Origin of the sequence: Microbacterium sp. J1-1 (assembly GCF_024498615.1) — a bacterium.
GTDB classification, from domain to species: Bacteria; Actinomycetota; Actinomycetes; order Actinomycetales; family Microbacteriaceae; genus Microbacterium; species Microbacterium aurugineum.
Window position 1 is genome coordinate 3,161,256 of the sequence record NZ_CP089590.1, and the last position, 19,326, is coordinate 3,180,581.

Consider the following 19,326-nt stretch of genomic DNA (forward strand, 5'->3'; position numbering starts at 1 on the left):
CCACAAGGGGTTACCCTGCAAACCAAGCAAGTGCTAGGGTGCCTTGAGCAAACGTTAGGTTAGGTGTCCGATGACGATCACTTCCACCCTGCATCCTGACGGTGTCCGCACCGTCACGATGGACTATCCGCCGGTGAACGCGCTGCCCGTGGCCGGGTGGTTCGATGTCGCCGCAGCGATGCGCGAAGCCACAGCCGATGCCGAGACACGCGTCGTGATCCTGCGGGCGGAAGGGCGGGGCTTCAACGCCGGCGTCGACATCAAGGAGATGCAACGCATCGAAGGCTTCTCCGGCATCCTCGGCGCGAACCGCGGTTGCTACGAGGCCTTCAAGGCGATCTATGAGTGCGCGGTGCCCGTGATCTCGGCGGTCAACGGCTTCTGCCTGGGCGGCGGTGTCGGGCTCGTCGGCAACAGTGATGTGATCGTCGCCTCCGATGACGCCACCTTCGGTGTCCCCGAAGTCGACCGGGGCGCACTCGGCGCAGCGACTCATCTGTCACGACTCGTGCCGCAACACATGCTGCGCTCGATGTATTACACGAGCCGCACCGTCACGGCGCGACGGCTGGAGGAGTTCGGCTCCGTCGCCGCCGTCGTGCCGCGCGACGAGCTCGACGCCACCGCCCTCGCCCTCGCCCAGGAGATCGCCGCCAAGGACCCGCGCGTCATTCGTGCGGCCAAGGAGGCGCTGAACGGCATCGACCCGATCGACGTCAACCGCAGCTACCGGTTCGAGCAGGGATTCACCTTCGAGCTCAATCTCGCCGGGGTCGCGGACCAGCATCGCGACGCGTTCGTCGCGACCGGCGAGAACCTCTCGACATGAGCGTCGTGGCCTCCTCTCCCACGGAGGTCGCATCGTTGATCCACGACGACATGACGATCGGGATCGGCGGATGGGGCTCCCGTCGCAAACCGATGGCCCTCGTGCGACAGATCGTGCGCTCCGGCGCTCGCCGACTGCGCATCGTCAGCTTCGGCGGCCCCGACGTCGGCATCCTCTGCGCCACCGGGCAGGCCGCCGAGATCGTGCACGGCTTCGTGTCGCTCGACAGCATCCCGATCGACCCGCACTTCGCGTCCGCGCGCCAGTCCGGCGCGGTGCGCAATGTCGAGTACGACGAGGGGATGCTGGTCGCCGGACTCCGTGCCGCCTCCCGCAGGCTCCCCTTCGAGGTCACCCGTTCCGGGGCGGGCTCGGACGCCGTGACCCGCAATCCCGATATCCGCACGGTCACCTCGCCGTACGCCGACGCCGAGGTGCTGGTGGCGATGCCCGCCGTGCCCCTCGACCTCGCGCTGCTGCACCTCGACCGCGCGGACGCGTCGGGGACAGCCGTGTGCCTCGGCCCCGACCTCTACTTCGACGACCTCCTCGCGGGGGCGGCGGCGCGGACCGTGGTCAGCGTGGAAGCCGTGGTCGACACGGCCGATCTGGTCGTCGACGCCGGGCCCACGGCCTCGGTCCTCGACCGCACGCTCACCACCCTGGTCGTCGTGTCACCCGGAGGCTCGGGGTTCACCGCCCACCCGCCGCACACCGCAAGGGACGAGCATCTCCAGCGTGCGTACGCGGAGTCCGCCGCTTCCCCCGCCGCGTGGGCCGACTTCCGTGCCCGGTTCATCGACGTCGATGACGATGCGTACCGCGCCTCGGTCGCGGCCTTCCACACGAGGCCGTCGTCATGACCGCCACCCGCGCCGAGGTCGCCGCGGTGGCCTGCAGCGACCTGTTCCGCGGCGCCGGGACGATCCTCGCCAGCACCGTCGGCATCGTCCCCACGATCGGCGCTCGGTTGGCGCGCCTGACCCACGCACCCGACCTGCTCCTCAGCGACGGCGAAGCGACGCTGTACGCCGACACACCCGCCGTGGACGAGCCGTTCCGCGAACCCGAGGCGCCCTTCGCCTACGCACGTCTGTTCGAGTTGATCGCCCGAGGCCGCCGTCACGTCGTCATGGGCGCCGCACAGATCGACCGGCAGGGCGACCAGAACCTGTCCGCTATCGGCGACCGCGACCATCCGAGCCGGCAACTGCTGGGTGCACGGGCCGCGGCGACGAACACGGTGAACCACGCCACCAGCTACTGGATCGCCCGGCACAGCCCCCGCGTGTTCGTGGAACGGGTAGACGTCGTCACCGGCGTCGGGCCCGCCCGCGCACGAGCCGCCGGTGCCGACCGGTTCCAGGACCTGCGGCGGATCGTCACCGACCTCGCCGTGCTCGACTTCACCGGGCCCGCCGGCACCGTCGCGCTCGTGAGCCTGCATCCCGGTGTCGCGCTCGATCAGGTGACGGCTGCCACCGGCTTCCCCGTGCACATCCCCGCCGACGTCCCCGAGACCCGGCTCCCGACCGACGAGGAGCTCCGCCTCGTGCGCGAGCGACTGGACCCCCGCGGACTCCGCGACCGAGAGGTGACCGCATCATGACCACACCCCCACAGCTGTCCACAGCGCTCACCCGAGTCACGGGCGTCGATCATCCCATCGTGCAGACCGGCATGGGCTGGGTCGCCGGCGCCCGACTGGTCTCCGCCACCGCACAGGCCGGCGCCCTCGGCATCCTCGCCTCGGCGACCATGACGTACGACGAGCTCGAACGGCAGATCATCGAGGTCGCCGAACGCACCGACCGTCCGTTCGGCGTGAACCTGCGGGCGGATGCCGGCGACGCGGCGGAGCGTGTCGAACTCCTCATCCGTCACGGTGTCAAGGTGGCGAGCTTCGCCCTCGCACCCCGTCGCGAACTCATCGAGCGACTCAAGGAGAACGGCGTGGTGGTGATCCCCTCGATCGGCGCGGTGCGCCATGCGGAGAAGGTCGCCGCATGGGGCGCGGATGCGGTGATGGTGCAAGGCGGCGAGGGCGGCGGCCACACCGGTGCGGTGCCGACGTCGATCCTGCTGCCCTCCGTGGTCGCCGCGGTCGACATCCCGGTGATCGCGGCCGGTGGCTTCCACGACGGAAGGGGCCTCGCTGCCGCGCTCGCCTATGGAGCCGCTGGCGTCGGAATGGGCACGAGGTTCTTGCTCACGAGCGACAGCGCGGTGCCCGAGGCGATCAAGCAGCGCTACCTCGGCTTCGGGCTCGACGGCACGGTCGTCACCACCAAGGCCGACGGGATGCCACACCGGCTGCTGCGCACCGAGTTCGTCGAGGACCTCGAAGGCGGCGGCGGACTGCGCCGACTCGGCCCGACGCTGCGACGCTCCCTGGAGTTCAAGAGGATGTCGGGGCTGAGCTGGCCGCAGATGGTCAAGGACGCGGTGTCGATGAAGAAGGCGACCGGTCGTTCCTGGGCGCAGATGACACTCGCCGCGAACACCCCGATGCTCCTCAAGGCCGGCCTCGTCGAGGGCGACACCCGAGCCGGGATGCTCGCGGCGGGCCAGGTGGTCGGCATGATCGACGACCTGCCCAGCTGTGAGGAGCTCGTCGATCGGGTGGTGCGCGACGCCGTCACCCACCTCCGCACCGCTGCGTCCTGTCTCCTCGACTGAGGCCGCCCCCGGGCTTCGATCGCCGAGACCCCTCTCACGCGCCGAGACCCCTCTCCGCCGGCGTCGGCAGAGAGGGGTCTCGGCGAGAACTGGGGGTCTCGGCGTCGTTCAGAGGCGCTCGATGATCGTGGCGTTCGCCAGGCCACCGCCCTCGCACATGACCTGCATGCCGTAGCGTCCGCCGGTACGCTCCAGCTCGTTCAGCAAGGTGGTCATGAGCCGGGTGCCGGTCGCACCGATCGGGTGCCCGAGCGCGATGCCGCCACCGTTGACGTTGAGCTTCTCGCGCGGCACCCCGGTCTCCTGCAACCAGGCGAGCACGACGGACGCGAACGCCTCGTTCACCTCGAACAGATCGATGTCGTCGAGCGACATCCCGGAACGCTCCATGGCGTAGTGCGTCGCGGGGATCGGAGCCGTGAGCATGAAGACGGGGCTGTCGCCACGCACCGACATGTGGTGGATGCGCGCCCGTGGCGTGAGGCCATGGTCCTTGACCGCCTGCGCGCTCGCGACGAGCACCGCACTGGAGGCGTCACTGATCTGTGACGCGACCGCAGCCGTCAACCTCCCGCCCGGGGTGAGCGTCTGGAGCCCCGCCATGCGCTCGAGCGAGGTGTCGCGGCGCACACCCTCGTCGTGGTCGAGGCCGTTCAGCGGCGCGATCTCGTTCACGAACCGCCCCTCGTCCTGGGCCACGGCGGCGCGCTGGTGGCTCTCCAGGGCGAACTGCTCCATCTCCTCCCGGGAGATGTCCCACTTCTCGGCGATCATCTCGGCACCCACGAACTGAGAGATCTCCTGGTCGGGGTATCGGGCCTGCCAGCCCGGCGACTCGGCGAACGGTGTCGTGAAGCCATAGGCCTCACCCGCGACCATGGCCGAGGAGATCGGCAGCTGAGACATGTTCTGCAGGCCGCCCGCGATGACCAGGTCGTTCACTCCGCTCATCACGGCCTGCGCGGCGAAGTGCACCGCCTGCTGACTCGACCCGCACTGTCGATCGATCGTGACCCCCGGCACATGCTCGGGAAAACCTGCGACCAGCACGGCTGAACGACCGACGTTGCCGGACTGACCGCCGATCGTGTCGGTCGCACCGATGATGACGTCATCGAGCGCACCGGGGTCGATGCCGGTGCGCTCGACCAGCGCCCGCAGACTGTGCGCCCCGAGGTCGGCCGGATGGATGCCCGAGAGCGAGCCGCCGCGCTTGCCGACCGGCGAGCGGACCGCGTCGACGATGTATGCCTCTGCCATGTTCTTCCTTCTCTCTGAACTCACGCGTGCTGACTGCTGACGGCGACGACCTCGCCGGTCATGTAAGAGGAGTATGCGCTCGCGAGGAACACCATGACGTTGGCGACCTCCCAGGGTTCCGCCGCCCGCCCGAACGCTTCTCGGGCCTTGAGCTCTTCGAGCAGCTCGGGCGAGGTGACCTTCTCCAAGAACGGATGCATCGCCAGACTCGGCGAGACCGCGTTGACGCGGATTCCGTGCGGGGCGAGGTCCATTGCAGCGCTGCGGGTCAGCGCCATCACCCCGGCCTTCGCGGCAGCGTAGTGTGCCTGCTCGACCTGCGCCCGCCAGCCGATGACCGAGGCGTTGTTCACGATGACTCCAGCCGTGCCTGCCGCGACCATACGCCGACCCACGGCACGGATGCACCGGAAGGTACCGGTGAGCGTCACGTCGAGCACCTTGTCCCACTGCTCGTCGGTCATGTCGAGGATCGGCACCGAGCCGCCGAGCCCCGCGTTGTTGATCATGACGTCGATGGGGCCGCCGTCTTCCGCGAGGTCGAGGAACGCCGTGATCTGCTCCTCGACGGTCACATCGCACACGGCCGTGCTCACCCGGTCCGCCCCGAATCGATCACCGAGCTCCTGCTGCGTCTCGGCGAGGCGACCGGCATGCGTGTCGCCGAGGACGACGAGCGCCGCCCCTTCCTCCAGGCAGCGGATCGCCGCGGCCTGGCCGATGCCGGCGCCGGCGGCGGCCGTGATGACGACACGCTTCCCGGTCAGCAGTCCGTGGCCAGGAACGTACTCGGGTGCGGTGGGGATCATGGGCGGGCCTCTCGGGGCAGGCCGAGCATACGCTCAGCGATGACGTTGCGCTGGATCTCGTCCGAGCCGCCGTAGATCGTGTCGGAACGGCTGAACAGGAAAAGCGTCTGGAGGTCGTCGAGCGCATAGTCCGCACCGACGAGGAGGGAAGCGGGACCGGCGATCTCCATCGCGAGCTCGCCGAGCGAGCGGTGCCAGTTGGACCACAGCAGCTTCGTGACCGAAGCACCGTCGCCCTGCTCGCCGCCGAGCGCGCGCAGGGCGTGCTGTCGGATCACTTCGAGGTCCATCCTCGCCCGGACCAGCCGGTCGCGGAGCACGGCGTCGTCGATCGCACCGGTGCGCGTGGCCAGGTCGATCACCGCATCCATCTCGCGGCGGAACGCGATCTGCTGGGCCAGGGTCGACACGCCCCGCTCGAAGCCGAGCGTCGCCATCGCGACTTTGAAACCGTTGCCCTCACCACCCACGACGAGGTCGGCGGCGGTGCGGGCATCGTCGAAGAACACCTCGTTGAACTCGCTGGTGGCGGTCAGCTGCAGGATCGGGCGCACCTCGACGCCGGGCTGATCCATCGGCACCAGCAGGTACGACAGGCCCTGATGGCGGGTGGAGCCGGGTTCGGTGCGTGCGATCACGAAGCACCAGTCGGCGTGCTGGGCGAGCGAGGTCCACACCTTCTGCCCGGTGATCGACCATTCGTCGCCCACGCGTTGCGCCTTGGTGGACACCGCGGCGAGGTCGGAACCGGCACCCGGCTCGGAGTATCCCTGGCACCACAGCTCTTCGACGGCGACGATGCCGGGCAGGAACCGGGCCTGCTGCTCGGCGGTCCCGTGAGCGATGAGGGTCGGTCCGAGCAGTTCTTCGCCGAGGTGGTTCACCCGCGCCGGCGCATCCGCCCTGGCGTACTCCTCGTGGAAGATGACCTGCTGCGCGATGCTGAGTCCGCGCCCGCCGTGCTCGACGGGCCAGGCGACGCACGTCCAGCCTGCGGACGCCATGTGGCGGTTCCATTCCAGCCGCGCCTCGAAGTCCTCGTGCTCCCGTCCGGATCCCCCGCGGCCGCGCAGGTCGGCGAAGCGGCCGGTGAGGTTCTCGTCCAGCCAACCGCGGATCTCGGCGCGGAACCGCTCATCCGCGTCGTGCTGCGTCGCGTCCATCGGTGCTCCTCATCGAGTCATGGTCTTCGGCATGCCGTTCACGTATAGTATCAATAAACCAAGCGATTGTTTGGTTGATCGCAGGAGTTCAGAGAGGAACCCGTCATGACCGTCGAATCCGCCGACGCCGTGGTCACCTACGAGGTGCGCGGGGCGACCGCGATCATCCGCTTGAACCGCCCTCAGTATCGCAACGCGCAGAACTCCCGGGTCACCTACGCGCTCGACGCCGCCTTCACCCGCGCCGTCGACGACGACTCCGTCAAGGTCATCGTGCTCGGCGGCAACGGCAGACACTTCTGCGCGGGCCACGACATCGGCACACCCGAGCGCGACATCGACCAGAGCTTCGAGCGCAAGGCCGTCATCTGGTGGGACCACGTGGGCGCTCAGGGCGTCGATTCCCGCTTCGCGCGCGAGTCGGAGGTGTACCTCGGCATGTGTCGGCGCTGGCGCGAGATCCCGAAACCCGTGATCGCGATGGTGCAGGGCGCCTGCATCGCCGGCGGCCTCATGCTCGCGTGGTCGTGCGACTTCATCGTCGCCGCAGACGACGCGTTCTTCCAGGACCCTGTCGTGGCGATGGGCATACCGGGAGTCGAGTTCTTCGCGCACCCCTGGGTGACCAACCCCCGCGCAGCAAAGGAGATGCTCTACACCGGCGACCGGATGCCGGCCTCGCGTGCGCACGAGCTCGGAATGGTGAACCACGTCGTCCCGCTCGAGGAGTTGGAGGAGCGGACGCTCGAGATCGCGGAACGTATCGGACGAATGCCACGGCTCGGACTCGCGCTGACCAAGAAGGCAGTCAACCAGGCCGAGGATCTGCAGGGCATGCGCGCCGGAATGGACTCGGTGTTCGGGCTGCATCACGCCGCCCATGCGCACAACGCCGAGGTCGGCGGAGACTCCCTCAGCGGGGTCGATGTCCGATCGATCAAGGCCGACGCCGCACGCGGAGGAGAGAAGTGAACCTCGATCTGACTCCGGAGCAGGAGGCGTTCGCCGCGGAGGCGCGCGCCTGGCTCGACGTGCATGTGCCGAAGAGCCCTCTGCCCTCGATGGACACCGAGGCCGGGTTCGCCGCGCACCGCGAGTGGGAGGCCACGCTCGCTGCCGGTCGATGGTCGGTCGTGTCCTGGCCGGAGCGGTACGGCGGTCGCGATGCGGGAATCACCGAATGGGTGCTGTTCGAGGAGGAGTACTACCGCGCCGGTGCGCCGACTCGCGTCGCGCAGAACGGGATCTCACTCCTCGCACCGATCCTGTTCGAACACGGGACCCCTGCGCAGCACGAACGGTTCCTGAGACCGATGACCGACGGATCGCTGATCTGGGCGCAGGCCTGGTCGGAGCCGGGCGCCGGCAGCGACCTCGCCGCGATCCGCAGCACCGCACGCCGTGACGACGCCCGTGGAGGGTGGGTGCTCAACGGCCAGAAGATCTGGAGCTCGCGGGCGGTGTGGGCCGATCGCGGCTTCGGGCTCTTCCGCTCCGACCCCGAAGCGCAGCGGCATCACGGGCTCACCTATTTCCTGTTCCCGATGGACGCCGAGGGCATCACCGTGCGGGCGATCGCACAGCTCGACGGCACGACCGGATTCGCGGAGATCTTCTTCGACGACGTGTTCGTACCCGATGCCGACGTGCTGGGCGCTCCGGGCGACGGCTGGCGCGTGGCGATGAGCACGGCCGGGAACGAGCGCGGGCTCTCACTGCGCGCCCCCGGACGCTTCCTTGCGGCGACCGACCGCCTGATCGCACTGCAGTCCGAGCGTGGAGCACCGACGGAAGATGATGCCGTCGTCGACTCGTGGATCGGCGCCGAGGCCTACCGGCTCTTCACGTGGCAGACCGTCAGCACGCTGCTCGAAGGAGGGACCGTGGGCGCGGAGGGCAGCGTCAACAAGGTGTTCTGGTCCGAGCTCGACGTGCACATCCACGAGACGGCGCTGCGCATCCTCGGCCCGGATGGTGAGCTGCGGGGTGCCTCCGCGGTCGACGGCGGGCGCTGGGTCGACGACTACCAGTTCTCCCTCGCCGGCCCCATCTACGCCGGAACGAACGAGGTCCAGCGCAACATCATCGCGGAGCGGATCCTCGGGCTCCCCCGCGGCGGAGACGGAAGGCGCGCATGATGCGGTTCCTGCCCACGGAAGAACAGCTCGCATTCGCAGAGGCGATCGACGAGATCGTCGAGGGGAGCGGCGGCGCGGACGTCGCACGCAGCTGGGCTGACGGCGACACCGCCCCGGGCCTCGCTCTCTGGGAGCAGTTCGCCGAACTGGGCCTGCTCGGCCTGCGCGTCAGCGAGGAGACGGGTGGTTTCGGCGGCACGCTGAGCGATCTCGTGGTCGTGTTCGAGCGACTGGGGTACCACGGCGTTCCCGGCCCGTACCTCGAGACGGTCGCCCTGCTTCCCGGGCTGGTGGACGACGACACCAGGAGCGAACTCGCCGCCGGTGCGCTCGCGACGGCAGCAGTCGACGGCACAGCTCCCGCCGCGCTCGACGCTGCCCTCGCCTCACACCGATATCTCGTGCGCGACGGCGCACTGCACCACGGCGTGGCCGGAGACGAGCTGACTTCGGTCGCACCGACTCGGCGGCTCGCACGGCTCACTCCGACCGGCGACGCCGTGCCGCTCGGTCCCGGTGCGCTGGACGCAGCGCTCAACGAGGCGAGTCTCGCCGCTGCGGCGACCCTGGTCGGTGCCGGGGAGCGGATGCTGGCGGAAGCGGTGTCGTACGCGAAGGTGCGCGAGCAGTTCGGTCGCCCGATCGGCGAGTTCCAGGCACTCAAACACCAGCTGGCGGATGTGCGCATCGCGCTGAGCTTCGCGCGGCCGCTGGTGTGGAATGCCGCGCTCCGTGCCGATGAGCCCGATGAGGACCGGGCGATCTCCGCCGCGAAGGTCGCCGCCGGCGATGCGGCCGTGCTCGCTGCGCGAACCTCGTTGCAGGTGCATGGTGCGATCGGCTACACCGCCGAGCACTCGCTGCGGATCTGGCTCGGCCTCGCCCCCGCACTGAGCGCGGCCTGGGGTACTCCCGAGTTCCACCGGGCGCGCATCGCCCGCGATATCCTCCCGAAGGAGCGGTGATGTCGTTCGAACCCGACGAAGACCAACAGGAGCTCGTCGCTCTCGTACGCGGCCTCCTGAACCAGCGTGCAGACAGCGCGGCGAACCGGCGCGCACTGGAGAGCGCGGAGCGCTTCGACGTCGGCCTGTGGCGTCTGCTCTGCGAAGAGATCGGCATCGCCGGCATGGCGATCCCCGAGGATTTCGGCGGGGCCGGGTTCACTCTGCGGGAAGCGCAGCTCGTCCTCGAGGAGATCGGATACTCCCTCGCCCCCTCTCCCTATCTCGGCTCGGTCGCGATCGCCGCGCAGGCGATCCTCGCGACGGGCGACGTGGATGCTGCTGCACGACTCCTGCCCGGCATCGCGGAGGGATCCTCCTCGGCGGCGCTCGCCTGGGCCGCCCCCGACGGACGCTTCGCCCCCGACCGCGTCGACCTCCGCGCCGAGGACGGCGATGGCTGGAGACTCAGCGGCACGTGCGGGTTCGTGCTCGACGGCGCCCTCGCCGATGTGCTGCTCGTGATCGCGCAGACGAGGGAAGGCCCGCGGCTGTTCGAGGTGCTCGACCCGGAGGATGTGATCCGAGAGGACACCCCCACCATGGACCAGACGCTCCGCCTGGGGAGGCTCTCGTTCGACGAGGTGCCGGCGCGCCCGCTCGGTACCGCCGATCCCGCGATGTGGGAGACCGTACGCGCGCTCGCCCTCACGGCGATCAGCGCCGTGCAGGCGGGAACCGCGTCCCGGGCGCTCGAAGAGACCGTGGCGTACGCGAAGCAACGGGTGCAGTTCGGTCGCGCGATCGGCTCGTTCCAGGCGATCAAGCATCGTCTGGCCGACATGCACGTGCAGGTCGAGGTCGCCCGCACGGCGTCGCGCGCGGCATCCGACGCCCTCGCCGAAGGGGCCGTCGACCGATTCGAGCTCGCGGCTATTGCCAAGGCCACCGCGTCAGACGCGCTGGAACACGTCGCGGCCGAGATGATTCAGCTGCACGGCGGGATCGCGATCACCTGGGAACACGACGCGCATCTGGTCTTCAAGCGCGCGCACTCCCTGGGTCAGCTCTTCGGCACCGCGCGCGAGGAGCGCGAGCGCGCGGGGAGCTGGGCGCTCGCGAGCCGATGATTCGCCGTCACCTCAGCGTTCGTGGACGTCACGGCGATGCCCGGCATGGACGATCACGACCGTGAGCACGCGATCCTCTATGCGGTACACCACGCGATAGTCGCCGCTGCGCACCCGCCACTCGGCGCGAGCCGTGAGCTTCTTCGCCGCCGGAGGGCGCGGATCCTCCGCCAGCAGACCGATGACCGCCTCGACGCGACGCTTCGCCTCAGGGGGGAGCTTGCGGATCGCGCGAACAGCGACCGGGAGAACCTGGACGGTATACGTCACGAAGTCAAGCCGAGGTCTCGCTTGACGTCGTCCCAGGGGATCGGCGTCTCACTCAGGCGCTCCGTCTCGTCCCACGCCTCATCGACGGCACGGATGTCGGCGAGTTCCTCGGCGTCTTCGAGAAGACGCTCGAGGAGGGAAGCGTCGACGATGGCCGCGACCGGAGGACTGCGTCGCAACGCCGCCTGCTCCGTCCAGTCGGTGTACTTGCGCCGCTCCTGGAACAGCCAGCGTCCGTCGAGACGGACGAGCGTGTCGTCGTAGCGGTCTGCGAGGGTGAAGCGCACCCGCCCCTCGCCCGTCTCGCTGATGTGGTGCGACATGCAGGTGGTGTGCGCCCGCGCGGTGCCTCCGCCGATCTCGACATCGCTCGGCGACAGCGCATGAGTCGTCACGGTGAACGCGGCGAGCGCGCTGAATGCCGCGATCAACTCCTCCTGGCCCTGCGGCGATTCGGCGGGTTCTTCGGCGCGCGGACGGAACATCAGCATCCGCCCGTCCGGCACGAACAATCCCGCCATCTCCGTGAAGCGCCGCTGATCCGCGAACCGCGCGTAGCGGGCGATCACGCGGGTGATGGCGAGCCAGTCGGCGAATCCCACGCTCACGAGGCACCCCCGTCGCGGTGACGGTGCAGCGGGGTTGCCGCCTCCGCCGACCACGAGGTGCGACGACGGTCCGGCTCGACAGCGGCGAGCGGCTCGACGGGCCGAAGGGTCTCCCGGCTGCGGCGGGCGAGTTCCTGGTAGATCCGCACGCCGTTGCGCTTCCAGGCGAGCGCCTGTTCGTCAAGCGGGCCGACCACGCGTGCGGGCGTGCCGAGCGCTTTCGTCCTCGGGGGGATCACGGTTCCCGCCATCACGACAGCGCCGGCGCCGAGGAGTACCTCCGCACCGATCTCCGCGCCGTCGAGCACTGTGGCACCGATGCCGATCAGCGCGAATGATCCGATGCGACATCCGTGCAGCACGGCCCCATGCCCGACGTGACTGTTCGGCTCGAGCACCGCATCGGCGCCGGGGAAGGCATGGATGACACAGGAATCCTGGACGTTCGAACCTTCGCCGACGAGGATCCGCCCGAAGTCGCCTCGCAGACTCGCGAACGGTCCGATGTAGCACCCGGGACCGATGATGACGTCGCCGATCAGGCTGGCAGTCTCATGCACGAACGCAGTCGGATGCACGACAGGCACGACCCCGTCGAAGGCATAGGCGGGCATCAGGCGACCTGACCGCCGTCGATCACGAAGTCCTGCCCGGTGCAGTAGCTGCTGGCGGAGCTGGCGAGATACGCGACCAGATTCGAGATCTCCTCCGGGCGACCGGCCCGAGGGATCGGGATGCGCGAGATGAAACCCACTCCTGCACGCGTGTCCTCGGTGATCATGGGGGTGTCGACCGCGCCGGGGCACACGGTGTTCACGCGGATCCCGTTGTCGGCGAGCTCGCGGGCGAGCGCGCGCGAGACGCCGCGCAGACCCCATTTCGACGCAGAGTAGGGGACGCGGTTGGCGTATCCAGCGACACCGGCCGTGGACGCGATGTTGACGATGGACGCCCCCTCGCCGAGGAGCGGGAGCAGAGCCTGGACGCCGAGCATCGGTCCGATGAGGTTCACATCGAGGGTGAGGCGGATGACCCGCTCCGGGGTTTGCGCGAGCGGGCCTTCGGGACAGAAACCGGCGTTGTTGACGAGCACGTCGACGCGCCCGAACCGCTCCTTCGCGGCCTCGGCGACCCGCGCCCACGCGTCGGCCGAGGAGACATCGTGCGCGAGACCTATGGCTCGCTCCCCGAAAGCTGCAGCGACGTCGGCGACGGCCGCACCGTCGAGGTCGGTGAGCACGAGGTCGGCGCCGAGCTCATGGAAGAGCGCGGCGTGTGCGCGACCCTGTCCACCCGCAGCCCCGGTGATCACGGCGACGCGGCCGGTGAGATCGATGACGGGCTTTGCATTCATGTTGTTCCTCCGCGATAGTTAGCAAACAAGCATTTGGTTTATTTAGGGAGACAGGATGCCGCGACTGCATCACATCGGGATCACGGTGAGCGACACGGCGACCGCGACCGCCTTCTACCGGACCGCGACCGACGGCGAGGTCATCGGTCCGCTCGTCAAGAGCGGTGCCGCCGTCGAGGCCACCACAGGGTATCCCGGCGTCGAGATCCTGCTGACGTTCATCCGTCTGGCGGATGGCGTCTTCCTCGAGCTCGCCGAGTACCGCGGCGCGGACACCCCACGCATCGATCCCGACAACGGGCACACCGGCGCCGCGCATCCGGCCATCGTCGTGACGGACATCGAGGCGAGTCTCGCCCGCCTGGCAGCACTCGGACACCATCCGCTGTCGCCGACGATGACGGCGACAGCGGGCCCCCTCGAGGGCTACCGCTACGTGTACGTCCTCGGCCCGGATGACGTGCGCGTCGAGCTGCTGCAGGAACCTCACTGACCCACTCCCCGGAGTCCCGTGCCGAGCAGGCGCAGATCGTCGTCATCCAGCGCGAGGTCGACCGAAGCCGCTGAATCGCGCACGCTCTGGGCGCGACTCGCTCCCGGAATCGGGATCAGAATCGGCGAGAGGGACAGCAGCCATGCCAGCACCACCCGCTGCGGACTCACTCCGTGCCGCTCGGCGACCACCCCGGCGGAGGCGGCAGTGCCGCCGAGCTCCTTGGCCGCGCGCATGCCGCCCAGCGGGCCCCAGGCGAGGAAGGCGAGTCCGAGTTCCTCGCAACGGCGCAGCACAGGTTCACTCGACCGCTCCTGCACCGAATACTCGTTCTGAACACTGACCAGGGCATCGCCGAGCACGCGCCGCGCGATCTCCAGCTGCGCCACATCCACATTCGAGACGCCGACCCGCATCACCACGCCCTCGTCCACGAGCTGCCGCATCGCCCCCATCGATTCCTCGAAAGGCACGCGCACATCGGGCCGGTGGTGCTGGTACAAGGGCAGCGCGTCGAGACCGAGCCGCTGCGCCGACGCCCGGGCGGCGGCAGCCAGATGCTCCGGCGAACCGTCCACCCACCAGGTCGCGGCCGGTCCGCGCGTATGCCCGCCCTTGGTCGCGATCACCACGCGCTCGAGGGCATCCGGATGACGTCGCAGCGCCTCGATCAAAGCGCACTCGTTCACCCCCATCTCCCCCGTGGGTCCGTACGAGTCCGCCGTGTCGAACAGCGTGATACCGGCATCCACCGCGGCATGCACAGCCCGGACGCCTCGCTCGACATCGGCGTCGGGCACCTGCGTCAGAGTCATCGCCCCCATGCCGATGGCCGAGACCCGGAGGTCTCCGATCGCACGGTTCGGCATCATCGCCCCACGACCGTCCATCCCCCGTCGACGGGGAGGCACTGCCCGATCACGTGCGTGGCGTCGCGCAGCATCCACACGATCGCACCGGCGATCTCGGACGGATCCGCGAGGCGTCCGCGAGGCGTCCGCCGCTCCACCGCCGCCAGGTCGTAGCCCCCGTCGACCATGTCCTGCACCATCGGGGTCAGCGTGTGCCCCGGGGCGACGGCGTTGACCCGCACACCGAGCGGCGCCCACTCCACGGCGAGGTTCTCCATCAGCTGACGCTCCGCCGCCTTCGCGGGCCCGTAATCGGCCTGGTTCGCCCAGCCGCGGTACGCCGTCGTGGACGACACCAGAACGATCGAGGCCGGCGCTCCGTCGAGGCGCCGCACCAGAGCACGAGAGACCGCGAGCGTGCCGACGACATGCACGTCGTAGAGCAGGCGCAGGCGGTCGAGGTCGATCTCCAGGGCAGGCACGAACGCACCGCGGATGCCGTGGCAGGCGACCAGTCCGGTCACGGAGCCACGGGCCCATGAGCGCCCCATCGCCGCCTCGACCGCCGCCTCGTCGCGCAGGTCCACGACCTCCGTCTCGACCCCGGGGCGCCCACTCGACGCGAGATCGAAGACGGTCACCCGACAGCCGCGGTCGAGGAGCAGCTCGACGACCGCGGCACCGATGCCACTGGTGCCACCGGTCACGATCACGTGGTCACCTGTCGACTGTCGCGCCATATGCAGCTCCCTCGCTGTTCACCCTTCCGGGCATGCTACTGTGATTCCCAAACAAGCGCTAGGTTTAGCGCCGGTCGCGCGAAGGAGCGGGGATGTCGGACAAGCGGTTGAGCATCGAGGAGGCGGTCGCCACCATCGAGAGCGGTATGACGATCGGCATCGGCGGCTGGGGGTCGCGGCGCAAGCCGATGGCCCTGGTGCGCGAAATCCTCCGTCGTGACATCACCGACCTCACCGTCGTCGCCTTCGGCGGGCCGGATGTCGGCCTGCTCGCCGCCGCCGGCCGCATCCGTCGCCTGGTCTACGGCTTCGTCTCGCTGGACAGCATCCCGCTCGATCCGCTGTTCACCCAGGCGAGGGAGCGCGGCGGACTGGAGATTGAGGAGTACGACGAGGGCATGTTCGTCGCCGGGCTCCGCGCAGCGAGTGCCCGGCTCGACTTCCTGCCGATCCGTGCCGGCCTCGGCTCCGACGTCCTGCCCGCCAACCCGCATCTGCGCACCGTGCAGTCGCCGTATTCCGATGCCGAGTACGTGGCGATGCCGGCCCTGCCGCTCGACGTGGCCCTGGTGCACGTGAACCGTGCCGACGAGCAGGGCAACGCGCAGTACCTCGGGCCCGACCCGTACTTCGACGATCTCTTCGCGATGGCCGCCGATCGCACCATCGTTTCGGCGGAGCGGGTCGTCCCGACGTCCGCACTGCTCGACGAGGGATCGTTCCACACACTCCTCTTCAGCCGGATCTACGCGTCGGCGGTCGTCGAGGCCCCGCGCGGCGCGCACTTCACGACCTGCGCCCCCGACTACGACCGCGACGAGGCCTTCCAGAAGCACTACGCCGTCTCCGCCAAAGACCCTGAGGCGTGGGCCGAGTTCGAACGCACCTTCCTGCACACCGACGAAGCCGGCTATCAGGCCGCCGTCACACGCTTCCACACCGACCGAGGAGAGTCATGACCACCGCCACGATCGCCGAGATCTGCATCGCCGCGTGCGCCGACACCTACCGGGACTCCGGAGAGATCCTCGCGCACGCGGTCGGCATCGTCCCGGCACTCGGAGCACGCCTCGCGAAGCTCACGACCGCTCCCGACCTCGTTCTCAGCGACGGCGAAGCCTTCTTCCTGAGCGGCCCTCCGCGACCGGGAGAGCCGGGCGCCCCGCAGCCGACGATCGAAGGATGGGCGCCCTTCCGCCGGATCTTCGACATCCTCGCGACCGGACGCCGTCAGAGCATGATGGGTGCCAGCCAGATCGACCGCTTCGGAAATCAGAACATCTCCCTCATCGGAGACTGGGCGCGGCCCACCCGACAGCTCATCGGCGTGCGCGGGGCGCCGGGAAACACCGCGAACCACCGGGTGGACTACTGGATCTCACGCCATAGCCCGCGTGTGTTCGTGCCCTCGGTCGACATGGTCTCCGGCGTGGGCAACGACCGCGCCCGCGAAGCCGGACTCGACCACCACCACCTCGGCGTGATCGTCACGAACCTCGCAGTACTCGGCTACGACGAAGAGGGCGCCGTCACCGTGCTCTCGATCCACCCCGGAGTCGACCCGCAGAAGGTGGCGGACGGCACGGGGTTCGCGCTCGATGCCTCGGATGCACCGCTCACCCGCACGCCCGACGCGGAGGAGCTGCGTCTGATCCGCGAGGTGCTCGACCCGCGCGGCACCCGGACGCGCGAAGTCGCCGACTGACGCGGCGGCCAACTCAGTCGGCGAGGAGACCCTTGTGGAGCAGATCCAGGAAGTTGTCGGTCAGGGTCGAGGCGGTGTGTCCGCGGCCCGGCCGATACCAGGCGACGGTCGACCAGACGGCGTCGCGGATGAAGCGGTACGCGATCGGGGCGTCGATCGAGTCGCGGAAGACGCCGACCTTCTGCCCCTCGGTGATCTGCGCCAGCCAAAGCGCCTCGATGCGCTCACTGTTCTCTCCGAGGAACTCGAAGCCCGGTTGGCGCGCAAGGAAGGACAGCTCGTTCTGGTAGAGCCCGACCGCGTCGGGCTGACTCTCGATCGTCGCGAAGGCGTGCGCGATCAGCTTGTCGAGGATGTCGCGCGGACTCCCCCCTTCCGCGACGATCTCCTCGAAGCGACCGAGCAGCCCGCTCATGAAGCTGTGGAGGATCTCCTGCAGGATCGCTTCTTTGGAGGAGAAGTGGTGATACAGGCTGCCCGACAGGATGCCTGCTTCATCGGCGATGTCGCGGACCGTCGTGGCGGAGTATCCGCGCTTGGCGATCAGGCGCGCGGCGATCGAGATGATCTGGTCGCGGCGTTCGGAACTCTGCTCCTGCCGGCCCCCGCTTTTGGTCGTTGCCATTACTGCTCCTTCACAGAGAATCTCACAAGCGCTTGTTCAAGTGTGCCGCATGCGAGCGTTTTCCCGAAACGTCCACTCGGAGTGTACGCATGATATTGGAAAGGACGTCCATGACAGTCTCGGAAGCCACGACCGTGCCCGCCCTCCTCGCCGAGATGGCGACGCTCGGGGCGCATCCGGCCATCGTCGACGGAGACGTCGCCATCAGTTACGCGGAGTTGCAGGATCACGTCCGCGGAGTCGCCCGCGCCTACCTCGCGCACGGCATCGAACCGGGCGACCGGATCGGGCTCTGGGCTCCGAACCGGCACGAGTTCATCCTGGCGATGCTCGGTGCGCAACTGGTCGGCATCGCCGTCGTGCCCCTCAACACCCGCTTCACCGGCCACGAGGCCGCCGAGATCCTGGCGCGATCCCGTGCCACCGGGCTGGTGCTGGCCGACGGGTTCCTCGGCAAGTCCTACAGCTCCGCCTTGCGCGGCGCCGCAGCCGAGCGCGGCACCGACGGCCCGATCTTCCCGGGACTTCCCCACTTGCGCACCGCCGTCACGATCGATGGCGCGGGCGGTGACGGCGTCGTCTCCTGGACGGACTTCCTGACCGCAGCTGTCGCGGTCACGGAAGACCGCGTGACCGCCGCCGCGGATGCCGTGACCCCCGACGACATCATGGACGTGCTCTTCACCTCGGGGACGACCGGGGTGCCGAAGGGCGTGCTGAGCGCGCACCGGCAGACGCTCTCCGTCGCTCGCGCCTGGGGGCGGGGCGCGCAGTTGAGCCCGGCGGACCGCTACGCCGTCGTGAACCCCTTCTTCCACGGGTTCGGCTACAAGGCCGGGATGATCACCTCGCTGATGGCAGGCGCGACGATCTACCCCGTCGCCATGTTCGACGCCGACCGACTGCTCGAGCTCGTGCAGTCTGCGCGCATCAGCGTGCTTCCCGGCGTGCCGACGATCTTCACCTCCCTCCTCGACCACCCGCGGCTCGGCGAATACGACCTGTCGTCGTTGCGGTTCGCGATCGCCGGTGCCACGGCGGCTCCCGCGACGCTCTTCCACGACATGGTCGACATCCTCGGATTCGAGACGGTCGCCCAGGCGTACGGCCTCACCGAGTGCGTGGTCGCCACCCTGTCGCGCCCCGGAGAATCCCTCGAACACACTGCACACACGACCGGCCCGGCGGTCGAAGGCGTCGAGATCCGCGTCGTGAACGAAGACGGCGCGGATGCCGGGCTCGATACCGACGGGGAGATCCTGCTGCGCGGTCCCAACGTCATGCTGGGGTATTTCGAGGATCAGGCAGCCACGGATGCCGTGCTCGACCCGGACGGCTGGTTCCACACCGGCGACGTCGGCCGCCTCGATGAGCACGGATGCCTGAAGATCACCGATCGACTGAAGGACATGTTCATCGTCGGCGGCTTCAACGTCTATCCTGCCGAGGTCGAGAACGCCCTGCGCAGGCATCCGGCCGTGAACGAGTCCGCCGTGATCGGAGTCGACGACCACCGCCTCGGCACGGTCGGCCGCGCCTACGTGCTCCTGCTGCACAATGCGACTCCACGACCGGACGCCGCGGAGCTCGAGGCCTTCTGCCGCACGCACCTGGCGAACTTCAAGGTGCCGCGCGAGTTCGTCTTCGTCGAGGACTTCCCCCGCAACGCCACCGGGAAGATCCTGAAGTCGGAGCTCCGCGCCCACGCCTGACCTCCGTCCCCCTCCC

Annotated in this window: 22 protein-coding genes; 12 read left to right on the forward strand and 10 right to left on the reverse strand. The window is 69.1% G+C overall.

The genetic code is table 11. The features are described 5' to 3' along the window. The first annotated feature begins 70 nt into the window (after positions 1-70). The 4 genes from LRQ07_RS15360 to LRQ07_RS15375 are packed head-to-tail and all read left to right on the forward strand — an operon-like array spanning position 71 to position 3,508. Positions 71-829 (forward strand): enoyl-CoA hydratase family protein, encoded by a 759-nt coding sequence (locus LRQ07_RS15360; protein WP_047523536.1) that lies wholly within the window; start codon positions 71-73, stop codon positions 827-829. After that, positions 826-1,692: a CoA transferase subunit A gene (locus LRQ07_RS15365; protein WP_232763356.1), complete on the forward strand. Its 867-nt coding sequence runs from the start codon at positions 826-828 to the stop codon at positions 1,690-1,692. Before LRQ07_RS15360 ends, LRQ07_RS15365 begins: the two co-directional genes overlap by 4 nt. Further along, positions 1,689-2,438, forward strand: a complete 750-nt coding sequence (locus LRQ07_RS15370; RefSeq protein WP_256535109.1) for a CoA-transferase subunit beta — start codon at positions 1,689-1,691, stop codon at positions 2,436-2,438. The genes LRQ07_RS15365 and LRQ07_RS15370 overlap by 4 nt, the downstream gene beginning before the upstream one ends. Further along, positions 2,435-3,508 carry an NAD(P)H-dependent flavin oxidoreductase gene (locus LRQ07_RS15375; RefSeq protein ID WP_256535110.1) on the forward strand — a complete coding sequence of 358 codons (1,074 nt, stop codon included), beginning with the start codon at positions 2,435-2,437 and terminating at the stop codon, positions 3,506-3,508. Before LRQ07_RS15370 ends, LRQ07_RS15375 begins: the two co-directional genes overlap by 4 nt. Before the next feature lie 108 nt (positions 3,509-3,616). Here the strand turns inward: LRQ07_RS15375 and LRQ07_RS15380 are convergent, their stop codons facing one another. The 3 genes from LRQ07_RS15380 to LRQ07_RS15390 are packed head-to-tail and all read right to left on the reverse strand — an operon-like array spanning position 3,617 to position 6,740. Continuing rightward, positions 3,617-4,768: an acetyl-CoA C-acetyltransferase gene (locus tag LRQ07_RS15380; protein ID WP_047523522.1), complete on the reverse strand. Its 1,152-nt coding sequence runs from the start codon at positions 4,766-4,768 to the stop codon at positions 3,617-3,619. 20 nt (positions 4,769-4,788) lie between these two features. Then, positions 4,789-5,577, reverse strand: a complete 789-nt coding sequence (locus LRQ07_RS15385) for an SDR family oxidoreductase (RefSeq protein ID WP_256535111.1) — start codon at positions 5,575-5,577, stop codon at positions 4,789-4,791. Beyond that, positions 5,574-6,740 carry an acyl-CoA dehydrogenase family protein gene (locus LRQ07_RS15390; RefSeq protein WP_256535112.1) on the reverse strand — a complete coding sequence of 389 codons (1,167 nt, stop codon included), beginning with the start codon at positions 6,738-6,740 and terminating at the stop codon, positions 5,574-5,576. Before LRQ07_RS15390 ends, LRQ07_RS15385 begins: the two co-directional genes overlap by 4 nt. A gap of 105 nt (positions 6,741-6,845) precedes the next feature. Here LRQ07_RS15390 and LRQ07_RS15395 point away from each other — a divergent pair, with 105 nt between their 5' ends. The 4 genes from LRQ07_RS15395 to LRQ07_RS15410 are packed head-to-tail and all read left to right on the forward strand — an operon-like array spanning position 6,846 to position 10,952. Continuing rightward, positions 6,846-7,712 carry an enoyl-CoA hydratase gene (locus LRQ07_RS15395; RefSeq protein ID WP_256535113.1) on the forward strand — a complete coding sequence of 289 codons (867 nt, stop codon included), beginning with the start codon at positions 6,846-6,848 and terminating at the stop codon, positions 7,710-7,712. Then, entirely contained in the window at positions 7,709-8,878 is a 1,170-nt protein-coding gene (locus tag LRQ07_RS15400; RefSeq protein ID WP_256535114.1) for an acyl-CoA dehydrogenase family protein, read from the forward strand. Before LRQ07_RS15395 ends, LRQ07_RS15400 begins: the two co-directional genes overlap by 4 nt. Then, positions 8,875-9,843 carry an acyl-CoA dehydrogenase gene (locus tag LRQ07_RS15405; RefSeq protein WP_232763351.1) on the forward strand — a complete coding sequence of 323 codons (969 nt, stop codon included), beginning with the start codon at positions 8,875-8,877 and terminating at the stop codon, positions 9,841-9,843. Before LRQ07_RS15400 ends, LRQ07_RS15405 begins: the two co-directional genes overlap by 4 nt. After that, positions 9,843-10,952 carry an acyl-CoA dehydrogenase family protein gene (locus LRQ07_RS15410; RefSeq protein ID WP_256535115.1) on the forward strand — a complete coding sequence of 370 codons (1,110 nt, stop codon included), beginning with the start codon at positions 9,843-9,845 and terminating at the stop codon, positions 10,950-10,952. The genes LRQ07_RS15405 and LRQ07_RS15410 overlap by 1 nt, the downstream gene beginning before the upstream one ends. A gap of 12 nt (positions 10,953-10,964) precedes the next feature. Here LRQ07_RS15410 and LRQ07_RS15415 read toward each other — a convergent pair whose 3' ends face one another. From LRQ07_RS15415 to LRQ07_RS15430, 4 genes are read right to left on the reverse strand one after another with little or no spacing between them, the layout of a single operon-like run. After that, entirely contained in the window at positions 10,965-11,222 is a 258-nt protein-coding gene (locus LRQ07_RS15415; RefSeq protein WP_256535116.1) for a type II toxin-antitoxin system RelE family toxin, read from the reverse strand. Further along, on the reverse strand, positions 11,219-11,830 hold the full coding sequence (locus LRQ07_RS15420) for a nuclear transport factor 2 family protein (RefSeq protein ID WP_256535117.1): 612 nt from the start codon (positions 11,828-11,830) through the stop codon (positions 11,219-11,221). The genes LRQ07_RS15415 and LRQ07_RS15420 overlap by 4 nt, the downstream gene beginning before the upstream one ends. Further along, positions 11,827-12,444 (reverse strand): gamma carbonic anhydrase family protein, encoded by a 618-nt coding sequence (locus LRQ07_RS15425; RefSeq protein ID WP_232763347.1) that lies wholly within the window; start codon positions 12,442-12,444, stop codon positions 11,827-11,829. Before LRQ07_RS15425 ends, LRQ07_RS15420 begins: the two co-directional genes overlap by 4 nt. After that, positions 12,444-13,184, reverse strand: coding sequence for an SDR family NAD(P)-dependent oxidoreductase (locus LRQ07_RS15430; protein ID WP_047523503.1), 741 nt, complete (start codon positions 13,182-13,184; stop codon positions 12,444-12,446). Before LRQ07_RS15430 ends, LRQ07_RS15425 begins: the two co-directional genes overlap by 1 nt. Before the next feature lie 55 nt (positions 13,185-13,239). Here LRQ07_RS15430 and LRQ07_RS15435 point away from each other — a divergent pair, with 55 nt between their 5' ends. After that, positions 13,240-13,677 carry a VOC family protein gene (locus LRQ07_RS15435; protein WP_256535118.1) on the forward strand — a complete coding sequence of 146 codons (438 nt, stop codon included), beginning with the start codon at positions 13,240-13,242 and terminating at the stop codon, positions 13,675-13,677. Here LRQ07_RS15435 and LRQ07_RS15440 read toward each other — a convergent pair. Together LRQ07_RS15440 and LRQ07_RS15445 are read right to left on the reverse strand one after the other, a co-directional pair. Continuing rightward, entirely contained in the window at positions 13,671-14,549 is an 879-nt protein-coding gene (locus LRQ07_RS15440; RefSeq protein ID WP_256535119.1) for an aldo/keto reductase, read from the reverse strand. The genes LRQ07_RS15435 and LRQ07_RS15440 overlap by 7 nt on opposite strands. Next, positions 14,546-15,268 (reverse strand): SDR family NAD(P)-dependent oxidoreductase, encoded by a 723-nt coding sequence (locus LRQ07_RS15445; protein WP_256535120.1) that lies wholly within the window; start codon positions 15,266-15,268, stop codon positions 14,546-14,548. The genes LRQ07_RS15440 and LRQ07_RS15445 overlap by 4 nt, the downstream gene beginning before the upstream one ends. A gap of 92 nt (positions 15,269-15,360) precedes the next feature. Here LRQ07_RS15445 and LRQ07_RS15450 point away from each other — a divergent pair, with 92 nt between their 5' ends. Then, a complete protein-coding gene (locus LRQ07_RS15450) occupies positions 15,361-16,227 on the forward strand; it encodes a CoA transferase subunit A (RefSeq protein WP_047523498.1) in 867 nt (288 codons plus the stop codon). After that, positions 16,224-16,973: a CoA-transferase subunit beta gene (locus LRQ07_RS15455; RefSeq protein ID WP_232763342.1), complete on the forward strand. Its 750-nt coding sequence runs from the start codon at positions 16,224-16,226 to the stop codon at positions 16,971-16,973. The genes LRQ07_RS15450 and LRQ07_RS15455 overlap by 4 nt, the downstream gene beginning before the upstream one ends. A gap of 13 nt (positions 16,974-16,986) precedes the next feature. On the opposite strand, the gene LRQ07_RS15460 is transcribed toward LRQ07_RS15455, so the two are convergent. Next, a complete protein-coding gene (locus LRQ07_RS15460) occupies positions 16,987-17,598 on the reverse strand; it encodes a TetR/AcrR family transcriptional regulator (protein ID WP_052193694.1) in 612 nt (203 codons plus the stop codon). A 110-nt stretch (positions 17,599-17,708) separates the two neighbouring features. Here LRQ07_RS15460 and LRQ07_RS15465 point away from each other — a divergent pair, with 110 nt between their 5' ends. Then, positions 17,709-19,310 (forward strand): AMP-binding protein, encoded by a 1,602-nt coding sequence (locus LRQ07_RS15465; RefSeq protein ID WP_256535121.1) that lies wholly within the window; start codon positions 17,709-17,711, stop codon positions 19,308-19,310. Positions 19,311-19,326: the final 16 nt, after the last annotated feature.